Genomic DNA, 21879 nt, shown 5'->3' with positions numbered 1-21879 from the left:
GAATATGTTACATATAAATTCTTTGCAACTGGGTGTACATCATGATGAAAATGATTTGAGAAAAAAGATAGCGAAGACTGTCGGTTGCAATATAGATGAGATAAAGAGTATAGAAATAAAAAAGAGATCTGTAGATGCCAGAAAAAAGCCTGAAATTTTTTATTCTTATTCTATAGATGTAAGTGTTTGTAATGAAGAGAAGTATTTAAAAAGAAATAAGAGCTTAAGCCTTGCAAAGCCTGTAATATATGCCTATAAGGATGCAAAAGGGCTGAAAGCGGCTGATATTAAAAGACCTGTAGTGGTGGGCTTCGGTCCGGCAGGCATATTTGCGGCACTCTTACTGGCTAAAAACGGGTTAAAACCTATAGTAATAGAGCGCGGTGAATGTGTAGAGGAAAGAAAAGAAAGTGTGGACAGGTTCTGGAATGAGGGCAAGTTGAATCCGGAATCGAATGTTTCATTCGGTGAAGGCGGTGCAGGTACATTCTCAGACGGCAAGTTAAACACCTTGGTAAAGGATACTTTCGGAAGAAATAAGTTTGTACTTGAGACTTTAGTGGAATACGGAGCTCCGAAAGAGATACTTTATGACAACAAGCCTCATATAGGAACGGATCTTTTGACGGGTATAGTTAAGTCAATCAGAGAAGAGATAATAAGACTTGGAGGAGAAGTAAGATTTGATACCAAGCTTATAGATATAGAAGATATAGATAAAAAAATCAAGAATATAAAGGTATTAAATACAAAGACAAATCAGACGGAAGATATACCTTGTGAGGATATAATTTTGGCACTCGGACACAGTGCAAGAGATACTTTTAAGCTGTTAAAAGACCTTAATATTTATATGGAACCTAAGGCTTTTGCACTGGGAATAAGAGTTTCACATTCACAGAATCTGATAGATGTATCACAGTACGGGAAAAAGGAAGCGGCATTTTTATCGCCGGCACCGTATAAGCTTACATTCAGATCAAGCTTTGACAGAGGTGTGTACTCATTTTGTATGTGCCCCGGAGGATTCATAGTGAATGCTTCCACAGAAGGTGAAAGAATTGCCGTAAACGGCATGAGCTACCATAAAAGAGATTCAGGTGAAGCCAATTCGGCCATAATTGTAAGTGTATCTGAAGAAGATTTTGACAAATATGGCGACAATGACGACCCTCTAAAGGGGATAGAGTTTCAAAGGCGACTTGAGGAAAATGCGTATAAGATGGGAGAAGGCAAAGTACCTGTACAAAGACTGGTAGATTTCTTAGACGGTGTGGAAAGTAAGGACTTTGAAACTGAAGACCTTAAGATAAAAGGAGCCACAAAGATATCAAGAGTTGACAAGCTTTTCCCTACGGAAATCTATGAGAGTATGAAAGAGGCTTTCAAAGATTTTGACAGGAAGATAAAAGGCTTTATAAATGATGAAGCATATGTGGCGGCTATAGAGTCAAGGACTTCATCTCCGGTAAGAATAAGTAGAAACGAGGTGCTTGAGTCAAATATTTCAGGTATATACCCTTGCGGTGAGGGCGCAGGATATGCAGGCGGTATAATGAGTGCGGCTATGGACGGGCTTAAGGTGGCCGAGAGAATTATTGAGAGTTACAAGGAGCTGTAATGGATATAAGAAAAAAAGTAAGAGATGCCAAAAGGATTGTTATAAAGATAGGTTCTTCAAGTATCACACACAGTGAGACAGGTGAGCTTAATCTTTCAAAGATAGAAAAACTTATAAGGCGGATAGCCGATTTGAAGGGAGCAGGTAAGGAGGTAATACTTGTTTCATCAGGTGCTATTGCAACAGGCAGACATTCACTCGGAATAAACGAAAAGCCGTCAACTCTATGTGAGAAGCAGGCGCTTGCCGCAATAGGTCAGGCCAGACTTATAATGGAATACAGAAAGCTTTTTTCAGAGTACAGTATAAGAATAGCACAGATTTTGATGACAAAGACCACTATCACGGATGATACCTACCGTGACAATGCAAAGGCTACATTTACACAGCTTTTGGCATACGGGGCGGTACCTATAGTCAATGAAAACGATACTATTTCAACATATGAGATACAGTTCGGAGACAATGACAGACTTTCCGCTTTGGTAAGCGCATTGACTGAAGCCGACCTTTTGATACTTTTATCTGATATTGACGGATTGTATACAGACGACCCGAATACAAATAAGGATGCAAAGTTTATCGACTATGTGGACGATGTAGACAAATATATGAGTATGGGTAAGTCCACTTCAAAGTCAAATCTTGGAACCGGCGGAATGTATACAAAGCTTTTGGCGGCACAGATTGCCACCAATTCAGGATGTGATATGGTAATTGCAAGTGCAAGCGATATGAGTATAATAGAAAATATTGCAAAAGGTGAAAAAATAGGAACATATTTTCCGGCTAAACAAAATAAGGATTTTGATTGGCTGAATTGTTTGGAATAAGAGGTGAAAGATGGATAATATAAAGATTGACAGAATAAATACATTGGCACATAAACAAAAGAGTGTAGGTCTGACCGAGGAAGAAAAAAAGGAACAGGCCGAGCTTAGAAAAGAATATTTGGAGGCTGTAAAAGAAAACTTAAGACAAAGCCTTAATAATGTGTCAATAAAGGAAGCCGACGGCAGTATTACAGACCTTGGTAAAAAGTTCGGAAATAAAAATGACTAAGAAAGAGGCTAGAGAACTTTTACTTAAAAAAAGGAATTCACTTACAAAAGAGGAAGTACAAGTTGCAAGTGAAAGCATTATAAAAGATATTGACTCTATATTAAAAGAGTCAAAAGATACAGTGGTGCTCGGATTTATGCCGCTTGGAAATGAAATAGATTTAAGGCCGCTGTTTGAAAAGATTCTAAGCGGATATTATAAGGAAAATTACAATATAGATATAGCTTTGGGGCTTCCAAGAGTCTGCGGAAAGGATATGAAGTTTTTCAGAGTATACTCACTTGACAATCTTGAAAGGTCAAAGTTCGGAATACTTGAGCCAAGCCTTTCATGTGAAGAGATTATTCCAAAAGGCGCAAAGGTATTGGTGCCGCTTATCGGCTTAAATAAGCACGGTAAAAGGCTCGGCTTCGGTGCCGGCTACTATGACAGATATTTCGGCTTACACAGTGAGAATACTCTTATAGGACCGGTATATGATTTTCAGACCGATATAGACTTTGAAGCAAATGAGTATGATATTGTGATGGACCATATTTTAAAAGCAAGATAGAAAGAGGATTATGGAGAATTTAATACCTACAGAGGAACCTTTAAGACAGGAATATTTCATGTCTGAGGTCAATGATATAATACACGCAGGGGCGATAGACAAGGGGAGATACCCTACATATAAGGTGGTCACTTTCGGATGCCAGATGAATGCAAGAGATTCCGAAAAGCTCTCGGGAATACTTAGCGGAATAGGATATATAGAAGTTGAGAATGAAGAGGATGCCGACCTTGTACTGTTTAATACCTGTACGGTAAGAGAAAATGCAAATGACAGACTTTACGGCAGAGTGGGACAGTTAAAAAAGAGCAAGGAAAAAAATCCCGATATGATCATAGGTATCTGCGGATGTATGATGCAGGAAGCCGAAGAGGTGGAGAAAATTAAAAAATCCTACCGCCATGTGGACCTTGTATTCGGAACACACAATATTTATAAGCTCGCAGAGATACTTTTCGATCATCTTAAGACCAAAAAACAGGTTGTGGATGTAATGGAAAGTGCAGATATGATTGTGGAAAAGCTTCCGAACAAGAGACAGTTTTCTTTCAAATCAGGTGTCAACATTACATTCGGATGCAATAATTTTTGCAGCTACTGTATAGTGCCTTATGTAAGAGGCAGGGAGAGATCAAGAAAGCCTGAGGAAATAATAGATGAGATAAAGGGCCTGGTGGCCGACGGAGTAAAGGAAGTTATGTTGCTCGGGCAGAATGTGAACTCATACGGTAAGGGGCTTGATGAAAAGACAAACTTTGCAATGCTTTTGGATGAAGTTTCAAAAATAGAGGGACTTGAGAGATTAAGATTTATGACTCCTCATCCCAAGGACCTTTCAGATGAGGTCATAGAGGTGATGAAGAATAATAAAAAGATATGTAAGCATCTTCATTTGCCGCTGCAATCGGGAAGTTCTTCAATTTTGAAAAAGATGAACAGAGTTTATACCAAAGAAGGATATCTTGATTTGGTAAAAAGAATAAAGGCGGCTATCCCCGATATTTCTCTTACAACAGATATTATTGTAGGATTCCCGGGAGAAACTGAAGAAGACTTTCTTGACACTTTGGATGTGGTAAAGGAAGTCAGATATGACTCCGCATTCACATTCATATATTCAAAGCGTTCGGGAACGCCTGCTGCAAAGATGGAGGATCAGATAGATCCTAAGGTCATTAAGGACAGATTTGACAGACTTTTAAAGACCGTTCAGGATATAGCGGCGGAAAATACAAAGAAAAATGAAGGAAAATGTATGCCTGTTTTGGTAGAGGGAGAGGATGAGCATCTTGAAGGATATCTTACAGGAAAGCTTGAAAACAACCTGACCGTACATTTTAAGGGCGGTAAAAGACTGATAGGTGAAATTGTGGATGTTTTCCTTGATGAGGCAAAAGGCTTTTACTATATGGGGCATATACAGACAAGTGAGGAATAAATGGCACTATCTCCAATGATGTCAAAGTATCTGGAGACTAAGGACGAGTATCCGGATTGTATACTTTTTTATCGCCTAGGCGATTTTTATGAAATGTTTTTTGATGATGCGACTATGGTGGCAAAGGAGCTTGAACTTACACTTACAGGTAAGGACTGCGGGCTTGAAGAGAGAGCTCCTATGTGCGGTGTGCCTTATCATGCGGCGGAAACTTATATAAACAGACTTGTGCAAAACGGACATAAGGTGGCTATAGCCGAGCAGATGGAAGACCCTAAGCTTGCAAAGGGGCTTGTAAAAAGAGAGGTCGTAAGGATTGTCACTCCCGGTACAATAACAAGCAGCGGAGTACTTGCAGATGATAAGAATAATTATATCATTTCGATATTTTATATTGATGAGAGATTCGGGCTTAGCATATGTGATATATCTACAGGCGATTTCTTTGTTACGGAGCTTGTTACAAGCAGAGAACTCTTTGATGAGATACAAAAGTATCAACCTACCGAAATTATATGTAATCACGCCTTTGAAATCAGCGGTATTTCACTTGATGAGTTGAAGAAAAAATACAATATAACAATAACTTCGCTTGACAATTCATACTTCAGTGAAAAAAGCGGTATTGATATATTAAAGAAGCATTTCAAAGTATCAAGTGTTGAAGCACTGGGACTTTCGGAGTTTTTAGATGCAACCATAGCTTCAGGTGCGATGCTTAAGTATCTCTATGAGATGCAAAAAAGCTCATGTGCACAGATAGTGAGTATATCCGCCTATAAAAACGGCGACTATATGATTGTGGATACAAGCTCAAGGAGAAATCTTGAACTTGTAGAGACTATGAGAGAAAAAAAGAAAAACGGCTCATTGCTCGGTGTACTTGATAAGACAAGTACGGCAATGGGTGCCAGAATGCTCAGAAGCTTTTTAGAGCAGCCGCTTATAAACAGAGAGAGAATACTTAACAGACAGGAAGCCGTAGCCGAGCTTTTTGACAGATATATAGACAGAGAGGAGTTAAGAGAGTATTTAAACCCGGTCTATGACCTTGAAAGACTTATGGCAAGGGTTGTGACAAAGAGTGCAAATACAAGAGACCTCTTGGCGTTGTCATCTTCCATGAAGATGATCGCTCCGATAAAGGAAGTTTTAAATACCTGTACATCGGGTGAGATAGTAAAGATAAATGAAGGCCTTGATAAACTTGAGGATATTATAGATATTATAGACAGGTCCATAAATGAGGACAGTCCGCTTTCACTGAAAGAAGGAAATATAATAAATACAGGTTATAATGCCGAGATAGATAAGCTCAGGCAGGCAAAGACGGAGGGTAAGAACTGGCTGGCTTCGCTTGAGGCGGATGAAAAGGAAAAGACCGGTATTAAAAACCTTAAGATAAAGTACAATAAAGTCTTCGGATATTATTTTGAGGTAACCAATTCGTTTAAAGATATGGTGCCTGACTACTTTGTGAGAAAGCAGACACTTACAAATGCGGAAAGATATACTACAGACAAGTTGAAGGAACTTGAAAATATAATTCTCGGTGCCGAGGATAAGTTAAACAATTTGGAGTATGAGGTGTTTGTAGAAGTAAGAGATATTGTTGCAGGCAATGTGAACAGAATACAGTCAAGTGCCAAGTCGCTTGCGTATATTGACGCGATATGTTCACTTGCGACAGTTGCATACAACAATAATTATATAAGACCTCAAATAAATACCAACGGGGTTATAGATATAAAAGACGGCAGGCATCCGGTGGTTGAAAGTATGTTAAATGATGATTCGTTTATTGCAAATGATACATATCTTGATCAGAATAAGAAGAGAATGTCTATAATTACAGGACCGAATATGGCAGGTAAGTCAACTTATATGAGACAGACGGCTCTTATATGTATGATGGCTCAGATAGGAAGCTTTGTACCTGCAAGTCAGGCAAGCCTATGTGTATGTGACAGGATATTTACAAGAGTGGGGGCTTCGGACGACCTTGCAAGCGGTCAGTCCACATTTATGGTGGAGATGACGGAGGTTGCAAATATTTTACGAAACGCCACAAGAAATTCTTTGGTTATTTTGGATGAGATAGGAAGAGGTACATCGACCTTTGACGGACTTGCTATCGCATGGGCGGTGGTGGAGCATATCTCAAATACAAAGCTGATAGGTGCAAAGACTCTTTTTGCAACACATTACCATGAACTCTCGGAGCTTGAAGGTACAATGCCCGGAGTAAACAACTACTGTATCTTGGTCAAGGAAAGAGGAGACGATATAGTATTCTTAAGAAAGATAGCTGCAGGAGGTGCGGATAAGAGCTACGGAATCCAGGTTGCAAAACTTGCAGGTGTGCCTGACAGTGTGACTGAAAGGGCGAAGGAGCTTATAGAGGAGCTTTCAAGTGCGGATATAGCCACAAGGGCAAGAGAAATAGCCGAGGCGACTCCCGCCGCTTCAAAGAGAAAGCCTGTGAAAAGGACCGATGAGGTCGAGGCGGGGCAGCTTTCTTTGTTTGACGCGGTGAATAATGACACAATTATAGATGAAATATCTCAAATTGATATTACTTCTATGACTCCTATGGATGCACTAAATACCTTGTACAATCTGCAAAATAAGATAAAAAACAGGATATAATTTTAAAAATCGGGTTTTTTAAAAGGAGACTTATGATAAATATACTGGATAAGGACACTATTGATAAGATTGCGGCCGGTGAGGTGGTGGAAAGACCTGCATCAATAGTTAAAGAGCTTTTGGAAAATTCAATAGATGCCGGAAGTTCTTCGGTTACGGTTGAGATAAAAAACGGCGGAATAGATCTTATTAGAATTACGGATAACGGCTGCGGTATAGCTTCAAGCGAAGTAAAGAAAGCGTTTTTAAGGCACGCCACATCAAAGATAGTCAGTGATAAGGACCTTATTTCAATAAAAAGTCTCGGCTTTAGAGGTGAGGCGCTATCAAGTATTGCGGCCGTTTCAAAATGTGAGATGATTACAAAGACAAGGGATGAGCTTACAGGGGTTCGCTACTATATAGAAGGCGGCAATGAGGTGGAATATGAAGAAATCGGCGCGCCTGACGGTACAAGTATAATTATCAGAGATATTTTTTATAATACACCTGCAAGAAGAAAGTTTTTAAAGACCGCTTCCACAGAGGGTGCACATATCAGCGAACTGGTGGAAAAGCTTGCTATGTCAAATACAGAGATTGCTTTTAAGTTTATCTCAAACGGTCAGATCAAATTGCAGACAAACGGAAGCGGCAATCTGAAGGATATAGTCTATCAGCTCTACGGCAAGGAGATTTCAAAGGCGCTTTGTAATGTGGACTATGAAAAAAACGGTATAAAGATAAGAGGTGTGGTTGCAAGACCTGAGGTCACAAGAAGTTCAAGAAATCTTGAGAATATCTTTGTAAACGGAAGGTATATAAAGGACAATATCATATCAAAGGCTGTTGAAGACGGCTTCGGAGACAGACTTATGCAACATCAGTATCCGTTTTGCGCTCTGAACTTTGATTTGAACGGAGTGGATGTAAATGTCCATCCCAGGAAGATGGAAGTAAGATTTTCAGACAGGAATTTTGTATATGACAATACAAAAGAGGCTGTAGAAGAAATATTTACAACACAGAGTGCGGTAAGAGAAGTACCGGTAGGTAAGACTTCCAATGAAAAAAAGGTATTTGTAAACACTCCGGAGCCTTTTGAAAACAAGAGAAGGGATATGTCTGAAATACCGGAAAAAGTCTCACAGTATAAGTACGAGGACGTTACCAAAGATACGCTTCATAGTACCGGTTCGGATGATGAGATAAAATGGAGAGTACCGAAAGAAAATATGTACAATCCTAAGGATGATATGTCTTTTATAAGGGATGAAAATACAAAAAGAGTTTACTCCGATATAAATGATTTATCAAATAAAAGTATCAAAGAGGTCAACATCGGAAATATTGATAATGTTAATCTAAACGGCATAAAGCCTTCACAACTTTCATTTTTTGAGAGAGAATCCAAAAAATATATGAAGGTCATCGGTCAGGTCTTTGATACATATTGGATTGTACAGTTTGAAAATGAGATGTATATTATAGACCAGCATGCCGCACATGAAAAGGTGATGTATGAGAGACTCTTAAAGGAGAGCAAAGCAAATAAGCTTTCATCTCAGATGATAAATCCTCCTATAATAGTGACATTGACAGATTTGGAACAAAATGTTTTAAATGAACATATGGATGAGTTTAGAGGTATCGGCTTTGACATAGAGGAGTTTGGAGGTAAGGAATACAAGATAAACGCAATTCCAAATATTTTCCCTTCAATACCTAAGGCCGAACTTTTTAATGAGATGCTCTCAGACAGTACAAACTATGATGTCATATCACCTTCGGAGCTGATACTTGCAAAAGTGGCGTCTATGTCTTGTAAGGCGGCTATAAAGGGAAATATGAGGATTTCTTTGTTTGAGGCAAATGAGCTTTTTGATGAGCTTTTGTCACTTGACAATCCTTATAATTGTCCGCACGGAAGACCTACAGTAATAAAAATGACTAAGCAGGAAATTGAAAAGAAATTCAAAAGGATAGTATGACAAAGGATAAATTGATAATCTTGGCAGGACCTACAGCATCCGGAAAGACTTCCGTATCCATAGATTTGGCAAAAAGAATCGGCGGAGAGATAATAAGCGCCGATTCGATGCAGGTATATAGAGGTATGGATGTGGGTACTGCAAAGATAAAAGCTGATGAAATGCAGGGAGTTAAGCATTATTTAATAAATGTTTTGGATCCGACAGAAGATTTTAATATCGTAAAGTTCCAAGATATGGTAAAATACTCTATAGAGGAGATAAGGCAAAACGGACATATACCTATACTTGTAGGCGGAACCGGATTCTATATACAATCTGTTATTTACGATATAGACTTTGATACACAGGATGACAACGGCGATATCAGAAAAGCACTTGAAGAAGAATATGATAAAAAGGGTGCTGATTTCATGTATGAAAAACTAAAAAAAATTGACAGTGTTTCTGCAGAAAATATCCACAAAAACAATAAAAAAAGAATAATAAGAGCAATAGAGTATTTTTTGATAAACAATGCGCCTATATCTGCACATAACGAGTCTCAAAGAAAGAAGGACTCGCCTTATGATTTCAGATTCTTTGTGTTAAATCCACCAAGAGATATACTCTATGACAGGATAAATCAAAGAGTCGACAAAATGGTGGAAGAAGGGCTGGTTGAAGAAGTTAAGGGCTTAAAGAATGCCGGACTTTCAATAGAAAATATTTCTATGCAGGGTATAGGGTATAAGGAGATACTTGAATATCTTGACGGAGAGATCACTTTAGATGAGGCGATAGATAATATAAAGCAAAATACGAGGCATATGGCAAAGAGGCAGGTGACCTGGTTTAAGAGGGAGAAGGATGTGATCTACATCAATCCTTTTGAGTTTGAAAACAATGAAAAGATAGTCGACTATATGGTTGAAAAAATTGATACGGAAAGAAAAGACAATGAGCAGTTTGAATGATATATATGCAAGTTTCGGGGTTTCAAAAAAGGTTATTGAACTTTCAGATAAAGTTTTGAAATCTTTGGAAGAAAGATTTTTGGAAATTGATAAGAATGCAGAGTACAACCAGATGAAGGTGTTGTCCGCTATGCAAAAGCATAAAGTAAGCGATATACATTTTGCGGCCACTACGGGATACGGATATAACGACTTGGGAAGAGATGTGCTTGAGGATGTATACGCCACAACATTTAAAGGTGAGTCGGCTTTGGTCAGACCGCAGTTGGTCAGCGGTACACATGCACTTCATATAGCACTCTCGGGAAACTTACGACCGGGAGATGAGCTTTTATCTCCTGTAGGCAAACCTTATGATACCTTGGAAGAGGTCATCGGTATAAGAGAGTCAAGAGGCTCACTTAAGGAGTACGGAGTAAGCTATGCACAGGTTGATTTACTCCCTGACGGCTCTTTTGACTACGAGGGCATAAAAAATGCTATAAATGAGAGAACAAAGCTTGTTACAATACAAAGGTCAAAGGGCTATGCTACCAGAAAGACATTATCTGTAGAGCAGATAGGCGAGTTGATAAGTTTTGTAAAATCAATAAGCCCTAAGATTATATGTATGGTGGACAACTGCTACGGTGAGTTTGTACAAAGGATAGAACCGCTTGAGGTGGGAGCCGATATGATTGTCGGATCTCTTATAAAAAATGCCGGAGGCGGTCTGGCTCCTATAGGAGGATATATTGTAGGCAGCAAGGAATGTGTGGACAATGCTTCATTCAGACTTTCGGCACCGGGACTGGGAAAAGAGATAGGAGCGAGCCTCGGAATCAATCAGAGTCTTTTCCAGGGATTTTTCTTATCGCCTACAGTGGTTGCAGGAGCGCTTAAAGGTGCAATATTTGCGGCAAATCTGTATGAGAGCTTAGGATTTGACTGTCATCCGAACGCGACGGAACCGAGATTTGATATTATTCAGGAGATTACATTAAAAGACCCTAAAGCTTTATGTGCGTTTTGTGAGGGAATACAGGCGGCGGCACCTGTAGATTCATTTGTAAAGCCGGAGCCTTGGGCGATGCCGGGATATGACAGTGATGTAATTATGGCGGCAGGAGCTTTTGTAGGCGGTTCTTCTATAGAACTCAGTGCTGACGGACCTATGAAGGAGCCTTATTCGGTATTTTTCCAGGGCGGACTTACATGGTATCATGCAAAACTTGGAATAATGTTGTCATTACAAAAGATATATGATGCAGGATTGATACAATAATTTATGTTTTAATTTTACAATCGTATATTTTGTGATAAAATATGAATGCCTTTCATGCTTGGAGAGTGGAAAGGAATTTATGGGAAAAATAAAAGAATTGCCACTTGAACAAAGACCATATGACAGAGCGATTGAATATGGAGTTGAGTCACTTACTGATGTTGAGCTTTTGGCGGTTTTGCTTAGAAGCGGCACAAAAGATGTCAATGTTATAAATCTTGCTTACAAGATACTTGAGGGCAACGGTGAAGGTTTCGGTATAAACAGTATATTTCACCACAATATGGAAAAGTTGCTTTCAATAAAGGGTGTCGGTAAGGTAAAGGCGGTGCAGATACTTGCGCTTGGAGAGTTTTGTAAAAGAGCCTGGGAGAGAAAGAATATAAAAAAGAGTATTTCTTTTGCTTCTCCTGATGTCGTTGCAAACTACTACAAGGAAAGTATCAGACATCTTGAAGTGGAGGAACTTAGGATTGTATTTTTGGATACCAGACAAAGACCTATCTCAGATATGGTAATTTCTGTGGGTACCGTGAACTCGTCTTTAGTTTCTGTTAGAGAAATTTTAATAGAGAGTTTAAAACATTTGGCTGTAAATGTGATATTATTACATAATCATCCAAGTGGTGACCCGTCACCAAGCAAGGCGGATATTGATATAACAAAGGATATAAATAAAGCACTTGATAGCATCGGTATAGAACTTATAGACCATATAGTCATAGGTGACAACTGCTATTACAGCTTTAAGGAACAGGGGATTATTTGATGGAATCTAGGAACAAATTTGTACTGATAGTTTTGAGTATAATCAGCATTATTCTTATTGGAATAACTTCATTCAACGATTCTATTATTTCGCCTTTAAGACAGGCGGTAGGCATTGTGCTTCTGCCTGTACAGTCAGGTGTAAATACGGCCGGAAGAGCGGTATATGATAATATAGAAGAACAAAGAAAGATACATAGTGCGATTACCGAAAATATCGAGCTTAATAAAAAGATTGACGAACTTACACAGGAAAATACTAAGCTTATGGCGGATAACGGAGAACTTGCCAGACTTAGAGAATTATATAAGCTTGATGAGAGCTATTCGGACTACCCTAAGGTAGGTGCAAGAGTTGTAGCAAAGGACAGTACAAAGTGGTTCTCAACATTTACAATAGATAAGGGCAGTGACGACGGAATTGCTGTGGATATGAATGTTATAGGTTACGGCGGACTGATAGGCATTGTAACGGATGTAGGAAAAAACTACGCTACGGTCAGGGCTGTAATAGACGATATTTCAAGAGTGAGTGCGATGTCTTTAAGAACGGGTGCACTTTGCAGGGTTGACGGCAACCTTGAGCAGTACAATGAAGGCAGACTTATTTTAAGAGATGTAAAGTCTGATGCCGATGTCAATGAAGGCGATATGATAGTTACATCCAATGTGTCAACAAAGTATTTACCTAATATACTTATAGGCTATGCAAGAGATCTTAAGGATGACTCTTCAAGGCTTACAAAGAGCGGATATATAATACCGGTAGTCAACTTCGACACTATATCGGAGGTGCTGGTTATAACCAAGCTGAAGGAAGTGAGTGACCAATGAGAAGAATAATAGTAAATATAGCTTTTATTATATTTGCATTTGCACTTCAAATATGTATTTTTCCGTTTATACCTTTTTTATATGCTTCACCGAATCTGCTTATAATACTGACCTTTACATACGGATTCAGTCTGGGCGTGGAAGAGGGGATGCTCTACGGATTGATATGTGGAATATTAATGGACTTATATGTTGCCGGTCCTTTCGGTTTCTTTACCTTTTTGTTTTTATGGATCGGATTTATCAACGGCAAGCTTTCGACATACTTTTATGAGGAATATATAGTGCTGCCTGTAGCGGTATGTGCGGCAAGTGAGGTTATGTACAATGTATTTATATATATTTTTAAGTTCTTAATCAGAGAAAAATTCAATGTTGTATTTTATATAAAAAATATTATAATACCTGAAGTAGTAATAACGCTGATATTTACCTTAATATTATACAGATTTTTACTTTGGTACAACAAAAAACTTAGAGTATTGGACAGTAGAGGGATAAACCGGTGATAAGGGATTTTAAGGATTTTTTAGGAGAGTTTTTTGAAAAGATAAAATCCTCCAGACTATTTATACTTAGTGTAATATATGCGTTTATGGTATTTATTCTGGGCTCAAAACTTTTTACAATGCAAATGGTAAACGGTAAAGAGGCGCAGGAGGAATATGTACAAAAGATAAAAAAGACTGTGACCACCACAGGTGCCAGAGGCAATATATATGACAGAAACGGCAATCTTTTGGCGTATAATAAGCTGTCATATACGGTAACCATCACAGACGGCGGTTACTATAAAAAACCTAACGATAAAAATAATATGTACTATCGTCTTATACAGATTCTGAGGAAACATGACCAGAAGATAGACGGAGACTTTTTGGTGGCGGTAAATGAAAACGGAGAGGCTTACTACACTACAAAGTCGGATTCGGCAAGGCTTAGGTTCATTGCGGATATGTACGGACTTAAGTCAACCGATGAGCTGGATGATAAGGCGGGAAAGTATCCGGCAAATATCACGGCACAGGAAATGATTGATAAAAAAGCAAAGACTTACGGTCTTGATAAGATGAAGGATGCATCGGGAAATCCGATAGAACTTACAAATCAGGATAAAATAGACCTTATAAATGTCAGATACGAGATGGGTAAGAAACTTTACAGAAGATTTGAGCCTACTGTAATAGCTACCAATGTTTCGGAAGAGACAAAGATTGATATTATGGAAAATGCGGCTTCTTTGATTGGCGTCGATGTGGAAAACGATACCTACAGAGTTTACAATGATGCGGTTTATTTTTCGGATATTATCGGATATACGGGTAAGATGCCTGATGACAAGCTTGATGAGCTTTTAAAAGAAAGACCGGATTATACTCTTAATGATATAGTGGGTCGAACCGGTATAGAAGAGAGTATGGAGAGTACCCTACAGGGGTCAAAAGGCTCCAAAACTATGATAGTCGACAATGTAGGCCGTATAATGCAGACAATAAGCGAAGTTGAATCTTCGGCAGGTAACGATGTTTATCTGACTATTGACAAGAATTTGCAGATAGCCACATATCGACTTGTGGAGCAGCAGCTTGCCGGAATACTTGCAAGCAAGATTGTAAATGCCGACAATCCGAACAGTGAGGGAACGGACTCCACACAAAGACTTATACCTGTAAAGGATGCTTATTATCAGCTTATAGGTAATAATGTACTTGATATAACAAGATTTTCAAAAGAGGGCGCCTCGGCTACGGAGCAGGGACTTAATGCGAAGCTGAATGCCCAAAAAGATGCTATTTTGGTGGCGATAAACAATGAGCTGACATCAGGTGCGCCTACCGTGGTGAATGCTCTGCCTGAAGATACAAAGGCGTATATGAATTATATTCATACGGCGCTTTCCAAAAAAAATATTATAAAAAAAGACAGTATAGATACAAAGTCGGAGGTTTATCAGGCTTGGAAGAATGAGACGACCACTCTCAGAGATTACCTGTTTATAGGAATATCAAGCGGATATATCGATACGACCATATTCTCAGGCGATACCAATTACTCAAGTGCGGAAGACATATATACAAAGCTTGTTGAGTATATAGGGAATATGTTAAGAGAAGACCCTGAGTTTGACAAACTGATTTATAAATATCTGATAAAGAACAATGTGGTAACGGGCAGAGAACTTTGCCTTGCGCTTTTTGATCAGGGTATTTTAAATATGGATGATAATGCATATGCACAGTTGATGTCGGGAAATGAAGGATTCGCATTTAATTTCTTCATTGACAAGGTGTCAAGAATAGAGATAACACCTGCACAGCTTGCACTTGACCCATGTTCCGCGGGAGCGGTAGTAACGGATGTAAACACAGGTGAGGTAAGGGCGCTTGTTTCATATCCGGGATATGACAACAACAGGCTTGCCAATTCAATGGATGTGGCATACTTTAACAAGCTGCTTGAAGATGAGAGTTTGCCGCTTTATAACAATGCAACTCAAACAAAGAAGGCTCCGGGTTCCACATTTAAGCCTATTACCGCAATAGCCGGACTTGAAGAGCATGTTATAAATCCGAATGACATAATAGTATGTAACGGTATATATGATGCGATAAATCCTGCAATAAAGTGTTGGATTTATCCGGGAAGTCACGGAAGTGAAAATGTGGTTAAGGCCATACAGGATTCATGTAATGTATACTTTGCAGAGACGGGACACAGACTTTCTACAGATGCGAGCGGAGAATATTCGGCGGAGCTTGGTATAGAGAGGCTCAGAAAGTATGCTTCAATGTTCGGACTCGATCATAAATCAGGTGTGGAGATTGTGGAAAATGACCCTCAGATTTCAGATATAAACCCTGAGCAGTCATCACTCGGACAGGGTAATCACTCATTTGCAAATATACAGCTTGCAAGATATGTTTCAACTATTGCAAATCAGGGTACCCTATTTGAACTGAGTCTTTTGGATAAGGTATGCGACCGCTACGGCAATTTGGTAAAGGATTATACTCCTGAGGCAAAGAACCATGTGGATATAAGTCCTGAAACCTGGGCAAATGTAAAGGAAGGTATGAACAGAGTTATAAAAGAAGGATCCGCCAGAAGAGTATTTACAGATTTGAATGTAAATATTGCCGGAAAGACAGGTACGGCGCAGGAGTCAAAGACAAGAGCCAACCATGCATTCTTTATTTCTTTTGCACCTTTTGAAAGTCCTGAGATAGCTGTAACCGTAAATATACCTTACGGATATTCATCAACAAATGCGGCAGTTATTGCAAAGAATATTTACAAATACTACTATAATCAAATTAGTCTGGATTATATTTTGAATAATAGTGCACTTGATGTAAGTGATGTCAAAATTGGTGACTGATTTTTACGGAAAAAAGGTTAATTTTCAAAAAACACTGGATTTTTTTACTAAATTCGTGTAGAATTTGGAGAGTAGAGAATGTTAGACGGTTATAAACTTAGATATTATCCATTTAGACTATTGTTTTATATTTTAGTTCTGAATGTTATAGGCGTATTGGCTATTTATAGTGCTACAGGCGGAGACAAAAGTATGGTTGCTAAACAAATTTTCGGCATCGTCTTAGGGCTTGTGGTGGTAGTCTTTTTATCCCTGATACATTACAGAAAAATAATGGATTTAATGTGGATTATATACGGAATATGTATTATCTTATTACTTGCAGTTTTACTCTTCGGTTATTCTCCTGAGGGTGCCGGAGCGGTGAGATGGATTAAAGTACCGGTTATTGGGCAGTCGCAACCTTCTGAGATTGTAAAGATTGGCATGATAATATTTATCGCAGCTTTTTTGGGCAAGCATCAGGAGGAGGTTGACAGATTTTCGTTCTTACTGGCATTTGCCGTAGTTGCTGCCATACCATGTATTTTAATACTGAAAGAGCCTGATTTATCTACAACCATTGTAGTGTTTATTATGATACTCAGTATGTTGTTTGTATCAGGTATCAGTTACAAGTGGATACTTGGCAGTTTGGCATTTGTAATACCATCAGCAGTGATATTCATACTATTATTGCGCAGTAACTTTGTTCCCTTCCTTAGGGGATATCAAGCAAATAGAATACTTGGATGGATATATCCTGACAAGTATGCAGACATAAATGTACAGCAGGATAACTCGATTATGGCTATTTCATCGGGGCAGTTGATGGGCAAAGGACTTAATAACAATACTTTCGCTTCGGTGAAAAACGGCAACTTTGTGTCACAGGATCAGACGGATTTTATATTTGCAATTATCGGAGAGGAACTTGGTTTTGTAGGCAGTTTAGTTGTAATAATGCTTTTTGCACTTATAGTTATTGAATGTTTTCGCCTTGCCTCTAAGGCTAAAGATTTAGAGGGAAAATTGGTTTGTGTAGGTTTTGCGGCTTTAGTAGGTTTCCAAAGCTTCACAAATATATCGGTTGCGACAGGACTATTTCCCAATACGGGATTGCCACTTCCTTTCATCAGTTATGGAGTGAGCTCGCTTTTAAGCTTATATCTGGGTGTAGGTCTGGTAGCAAGCGTGGCTGTAAGACAGGGTAAGAACTAGAATTTTGGAGGTAATGATGAATATAGGGTTGATCGCACATGATGCTAAGAAAAAGCTCATGCAGAATTTTTGTATTGCATATAAGGGGATTTTATCAAAACATAATTTATCGGCAACAGGAACAACAGGAAGATTGGTAGAAGAGGTTACCAACTTAAATATACATAGATTTTTGGCAGGACATTTGGGCGGTGAGCAGCAGCTCGGCGCTCAGATAGAGAACAATGAGATTGACTTGGTTATTTTCTTAAGAGATCCGCTTACAAGAAAGAACCATGAGCCGGATGCGGATAAGGTTATGAGGCTTTGTGATATGCACAATATACCTCTTGCAACCAATCTTGCAACTGCGGAACTTCTTATAATGGCACTTGACAGAGGTGACTTTGAGTTTAGAGAGGCTTACAGATAGTCTCATGTCGGATTATATAAAAAGAGGTAAAAAACCAAGCAATAAATTATATCTGTTAATTCCGATTGCTATAGTAATTGCCTTGATTTTGGGCGGCACATACTACTACAGGTTTATGATGACTGAGTACGACTTTTCTCAAAGGTTGTCAAGTCTTGATATAGATACGCAGATAGTGCCGCTTGCAAAAGATTTGGCGCTGCCGAGCGACGATGAGGTCAATGCAGGAGATATATCCGCGCAGGCGGCAATTATAGCAAAAGATGACGGCAGTCTTTTGGCTTCAAAGGCGGCTACAACCAAGATGTATCCTGCCAGTACGACAAAGGTTATGACTGCGCTTCTTGCATTAAAGTACGGCAATCTTTCAGATGAGGTGACGGTACCTGAGGAGAGTGTGATAAATGAAGCAGGCGCCAGTCTTGCGGGGATACATCCGGGTGACAAGCTTACACTGGATGAACTTCTATACGGACTTATGTTGCCGTCGGGAAATGATGCCGCCAATGCAATCGCCGTACATGTGGGCGGAAGTATAGATAACTTTGTAAAGATGATGAATGATGAAGCCAAGAGAATAGGCGCGGTGGATACAAATTTTGTAAATGCCAACGGTCTTTCAAATGATAAACATTATACAACGGCATATGATCTTTATCTGATTTTGAATGAGGCCATGAAAGACTCAAGATTTGTAAACTATGCGGGAGCGGCTTCATACAATGTAACATATACTGCGGCGGACGGAAGTCAGGTTACAAAGAATTGGAGAAACGGAAACAGATATGTAACAGGTCAGGAAGCGCCTCCAAGCGGCGTGAAAGTAGATGCGGGTAAGACCGGAACCACATTTGCGGCGGGAAGTTGTCTTGTACTTGCGAGTGAAGATGCTGACGGAAAGAGATATATTTCAGTAGTGTTGAAGGCACAGAATAAGGCCGGACTCTATGACAATATGTCTAAACTTCTTTTGAAAATCGATAAATAGCATTGCACTATTCATACTAATATTTTATAATATCATTATAATGATTTATACTTGATAACATTAATTTTTAAGGAGGGCGTTACCATGGTTTCTATTATTGCAGGAGAAAAGGGTAAGGGAAAAACAAAAATTTTACTTGAGAAGGCCAATGAGGCTGTTTCAAAGGCAAACGGTTCGGTTATTTATCTTGACAAGAGTTCAAAGCATATGTACGAACTTAATAACAAGATAAGGCTTATAAATGTCAGTGAATTTCCTATAATGTCGGCAGACGGATTTATAGGATTCATATCCGGTCTCATTTCATCAGACCATGATATTGAGGCTATATTCTTAGACAGCTTTTTGAAGCTTGCCGTTCTTGAGGGAGCGGATATCACTTCAGCGATTGACCGTATAGAAACATTGGGCGAGAAGTACGGTATCACATTTGTTATCAGTGTTTCAGCTGATGCATCCAATCTGCCTGAGAATGCAAAAAAGAATGTTACTGTAGCATTATAAAGATGAAAATACCATATGATTTCAGACTTGGGATATACAGAGATTATTTGATTTAAATATATGATGGCAGGTTTCATATTGAGCCTGCCATTTTAAAATCATTTGAAAAATTCATCTTTGTGAAGTATAATGTGTTAGCTTGTGTTTGTGCAGGCAAGTGTCTATTTGCATTTTAAGGAGAATAAAATTGGCTAAATCAAAAAAGATTATTCCCTATAAAAAGAGAAGAGATTTAAATATGGGTATAGTCATCTTCCTGATTATATTCTTGTATATATTTGTCAATGTTATAAGAGGTTATACAAAGAGGCAGATAAGATACTATGAAGTCGTAGAAGGAAGTATGTCACATGACAAGACCCATACAGGACTTATACTTAGAGATGAAAGTGTTCAAACGGCACCTTCGACAGGATATATTAATACCTATATGAGAGACGGTAAGAGAGCCAGCGTAGGAGGTAGAGTATATTCACTGGATGCGACAGGAGATTTGAAAAAATTGATCGAGGCGTCTGCAGGTAAAGATGACAGTATATCAGATGCCAATATTGGCGAGTTGAAGAAAAAGCTGTCAAACTTCACATCAAACTATTCGGATTCGAATTTTGAATATGTCTACAGTACAAAGTATTTACTTGACAATGCCGCAAGCGACTATTCAAATGTTGTGAATGTGGAAAACATTGACAATATCTCAAATGAGAACGGTTTGAACTTGGATGTGGTAACTTCACCTGCTTCCGGAGAGATATCATATGCTATAGATGATATCGCGGATAAAAAAGAAGGAGATTTGACCAAGGCTGATTTTGATGCGGGTAAGCATCCTATAAGTTATATAAAAAATGAACAACTGGTAGAGACCGGTGCAAAGATTTACAGAGTGGTTAACAGTGAAACTTGGAGCATATATTTTGAGTTTGATAAAGGCGAAGAAGAATTATATGCCGAAAAGAAAGCTTTAACCGTAAAATTCAAATCAAACGGCTTGGAAATTACAGGAGATTATTCGGTTGTAGACACAAAAGACGGCTATCGTCTCGGTAAGTTGACCTTTGATAAGTATATGATTCAGTTTATTACAAGCAGATATGCGGACTTTGATATAGAGTCATCTTCTGTGAGCGGTCTGAAGATACCGTCAAAGTCTGTTCTTGAAAAAGATTTCTTTGTTATACCGGTTGAGTTTATATCAAAGGGCGGTGACGGAGTCGGTGACGGATTTTATAAATCTGTAGAAAAGGACGGTAGCGCTACCACCGTATTTGTACCTGCAAATATAATAAAGGTAACAGATACCAACTGTTATATCAGTACGGAAAATACCGACATAGCAGCAGGCGACAAGTTGATAAAACCTGATTCAAATGAAACCTGTGAGGTTTCAAATAAGGAAAAATTATTAGGTGTATACAATATAAACAAAGGATATACCGTATTTAAAACTGTTGATATATTGGACTCAAATAAAGAGTTCTATATAATAGATAAGGGAACAAAATATGGACTTAAAGTATATGACCATATTTTACTTGACCCTGAAGGCTTTAAAGAGGGAGATTTTATTTATCAATAGGAGAAAAAATGGTTAAAGAAAACTTAGAAAATGTTGAAAACAACATAAAGCTTGCATGTGAGAAAAGCGGCAGAGATATGAAAGATGTCACACTTATTGCAGTGAGTAAGACAAAACCGAATGAGCTTGTTATGGAAGCTTATGAAACCGGAATAAGAGATTTCGGCGAGAACAAGGTACAGGAACTTGTGAGAAAGTGTGAGGAGCTGCCTAAGGATATCAGATGGCATATGATCGGTCATTTGCAGACCAATAAAGTAAAGCAACTTCTCGGAAATACCGTTTTGATACATTCAATTGACAGTATAAGATTGGCGGATACGATAGATACCGAAGCCAGAAAAAAGAATATACATGTAGACGGTTTACTTGAAATTAATGTTGCAAAAGAGGCTTCAAAGTACGGCTTTGTGGAAGAAGAATTGGAAGAAGTTTTACCGCTTTTCGGCAGATATAAAAATTTACATATCAAGGGTCTTATGACAATTGCACCTAATGTGGATGATGCCGAGGATAACAGAAAAATTTTTAAGAAATTAAAAAAATTATCAGTTGACATAAGTGAGAAAAACTACGATAATATAGAGGTAAAATTTTTATCAATGGGGATGACCGGCGATTATATGGTAGCACTTGAAGAGGGTGCAAATTTTGTAAGAGTTGGTACAGGAATTTTTGGAAAAAGGTAAGATTGGAGAACGT

At 38.6% G+C, this 21879-nt stretch carries 19 protein-coding genes; all 19 read left to right on the top strand.

All coding sequences use genetic code 11. From position 1 onward, the window contains the following. Positions 1-4 precede the first annotated feature (4 nt). The 19 genes from EHW90_RS06990 to EHW90_RS06900 all read left to right on the top strand — a co-directional run bounded on the left by EHW90_RS06990 (position 5) and on the right by EHW90_RS06900 (position 21866). Positions 5-1621, top strand: a complete 1617-nt coding sequence (locus tag EHW90_RS06990; protein WP_124952148.1) for an NAD(P)/FAD-dependent oxidoreductase — start codon at positions 5-7, stop codon at positions 1619-1621. Next, positions 1621-2454: a glutamate 5-kinase gene (gene proB, locus EHW90_RS06985; protein ID WP_124952147.1), complete on the top strand. Its 834-nt coding sequence runs from the start codon at positions 1621-1623 to the stop codon at positions 2452-2454. The genes EHW90_RS06990 and proB overlap by 1 nt, the downstream gene beginning before the upstream one ends. A gap of 10 nt (positions 2455-2464) precedes the next feature. Continuing rightward, the gene (locus tag EHW90_RS06980) at positions 2465-2683 is read left to right on the top strand and encodes a DUF896 domain-containing protein (protein WP_009445377.1); all 219 of its coding nucleotides are present in this window, start codon (positions 2465-2467) and stop codon (positions 2681-2683) included. Next, on the top strand, positions 2676-3236 hold the full coding sequence (locus EHW90_RS06975) for a 5-formyltetrahydrofolate cyclo-ligase (protein WP_124952146.1): 561 nt from the start codon (positions 2676-2678) through the stop codon (positions 3234-3236). Before EHW90_RS06980 ends, EHW90_RS06975 begins: the two co-directional genes overlap by 8 nt. Before the next feature lie 10 nt (positions 3237-3246). Continuing rightward, positions 3247-4674, top strand: coding sequence for a tRNA (N6-isopentenyl adenosine(37)-C2)-methylthiotransferase MiaB (miaB, locus tag EHW90_RS06970; protein WP_124952145.1), 1428 nt, complete (start codon positions 3247-3249; stop codon positions 4672-4674). Further along, complete coding sequence (mutS, locus tag EHW90_RS06965; RefSeq protein WP_124952144.1) at positions 4675-7323, top strand: DNA mismatch repair protein MutS; 2649 nt, start codon at positions 4675-4677, stop codon at positions 7321-7323. Between the two features lie 32 nt (positions 7324-7355). Next, positions 7356-9293, top strand: a complete 1938-nt coding sequence (mutL, locus tag EHW90_RS06960) for a DNA mismatch repair endonuclease MutL (RefSeq protein ID WP_124952143.1) — start codon at positions 7356-7358, stop codon at positions 9291-9293. Next, positions 9290-10249, top strand: coding sequence for a tRNA (adenosine(37)-N6)-dimethylallyltransferase MiaA (gene miaA / locus EHW90_RS06955; RefSeq protein ID WP_124952142.1), 960 nt, complete (start codon positions 9290-9292; stop codon positions 10247-10249). The genes mutL and miaA overlap by 4 nt, the downstream gene beginning before the upstream one ends. Continuing rightward, positions 10233-11513 carry a methionine gamma-lyase family protein gene (locus tag EHW90_RS06950; protein WP_124952141.1) on the top strand — a complete coding sequence of 427 codons (1281 nt, stop codon included), beginning with the start codon at positions 10233-10235 and terminating at the stop codon, positions 11511-11513. The genes miaA and EHW90_RS06950 overlap by 17 nt, the downstream gene beginning before the upstream one ends. A gap of 79 nt (positions 11514-11592) precedes the next feature. Further along, positions 11593-12282 (top strand): RadC family protein, encoded by a 690-nt coding sequence (radC, locus tag EHW90_RS06945; protein WP_124952140.1) that lies wholly within the window; start codon positions 11593-11595, stop codon positions 12280-12282. Next, complete coding sequence (gene mreC, locus EHW90_RS06940; protein ID WP_009445386.1) at positions 12282-13115, top strand: rod shape-determining protein MreC; 834 nt, start codon at positions 12282-12284, stop codon at positions 13113-13115. Before radC ends, mreC begins: the two co-directional genes overlap by 1 nt. Next, positions 13112-13624: a rod shape-determining protein MreD gene (gene mreD / locus EHW90_RS06935; protein ID WP_009445387.1), complete on the top strand. Its 513-nt coding sequence runs from the start codon at positions 13112-13114 to the stop codon at positions 13622-13624. The genes mreC and mreD overlap by 4 nt, the downstream gene beginning before the upstream one ends. Beyond that, complete coding sequence (locus EHW90_RS06930) at positions 13621-16494, top strand: penicillin-binding transpeptidase domain-containing protein (RefSeq protein WP_124952139.1); 2874 nt, start codon at positions 13621-13623, stop codon at positions 16492-16494. Before mreD ends, EHW90_RS06930 begins: the two co-directional genes overlap by 4 nt. A gap of 78 nt (positions 16495-16572) precedes the next feature. Next, a complete protein-coding gene (locus tag EHW90_RS06925) occupies positions 16573-17694 on the top strand; it encodes an FtsW/RodA/SpoVE family cell cycle protein (protein WP_124952138.1) in 1122 nt (373 codons plus the stop codon). 16 nt (positions 17695-17710) lie between these two features. Next, entirely contained in the window at positions 17711-18106 is a 396-nt protein-coding gene (locus EHW90_RS06920) for a methylglyoxal synthase (RefSeq protein ID WP_060932124.1), read from the top strand. 4 nt (positions 18107-18110) lie between these two features. Then, positions 18111-19094, top strand: a complete 984-nt coding sequence (locus tag EHW90_RS06915) for a D-alanyl-D-alanine carboxypeptidase family protein (RefSeq protein WP_124952653.1) — start codon at positions 18111-18113, stop codon at positions 19092-19094. A gap of 84 nt (positions 19095-19178) precedes the next feature. Next, positions 19179-19598: a twitching motility protein PilT gene (locus EHW90_RS06910; RefSeq protein WP_124952137.1), complete on the top strand. Its 420-nt coding sequence runs from the start codon at positions 19179-19181 to the stop codon at positions 19596-19598. 187 nt (positions 19599-19785) lie between these two features. Further along, a complete protein-coding gene (locus EHW90_RS06905) occupies positions 19786-21177 on the top strand; it encodes an HlyD family efflux transporter periplasmic adaptor subunit (protein ID WP_124952136.1) in 1392 nt (463 codons plus the stop codon). A gap of 8 nt (positions 21178-21185) precedes the next feature. Then, a complete protein-coding gene (locus EHW90_RS06900; RefSeq protein WP_124952135.1) occupies positions 21186-21866 on the top strand; it encodes a YggS family pyridoxal phosphate-dependent enzyme in 681 nt (226 codons plus the stop codon). Positions 21867-21879: the final 13 nt, after the last annotated feature.

The sequence above is a fragment of the Lachnoanaerobaculum orale genome, from assembly GCF_003862485.1.
In the GTDB taxonomy this organism is placed as follows: Bacteria; Bacillota; Clostridia; order Lachnospirales; family Lachnospiraceae; genus Lachnoanaerobaculum; species Lachnoanaerobaculum orale.
This window is presented reverse-complemented; position numbering and strand designations above follow the sequence as displayed.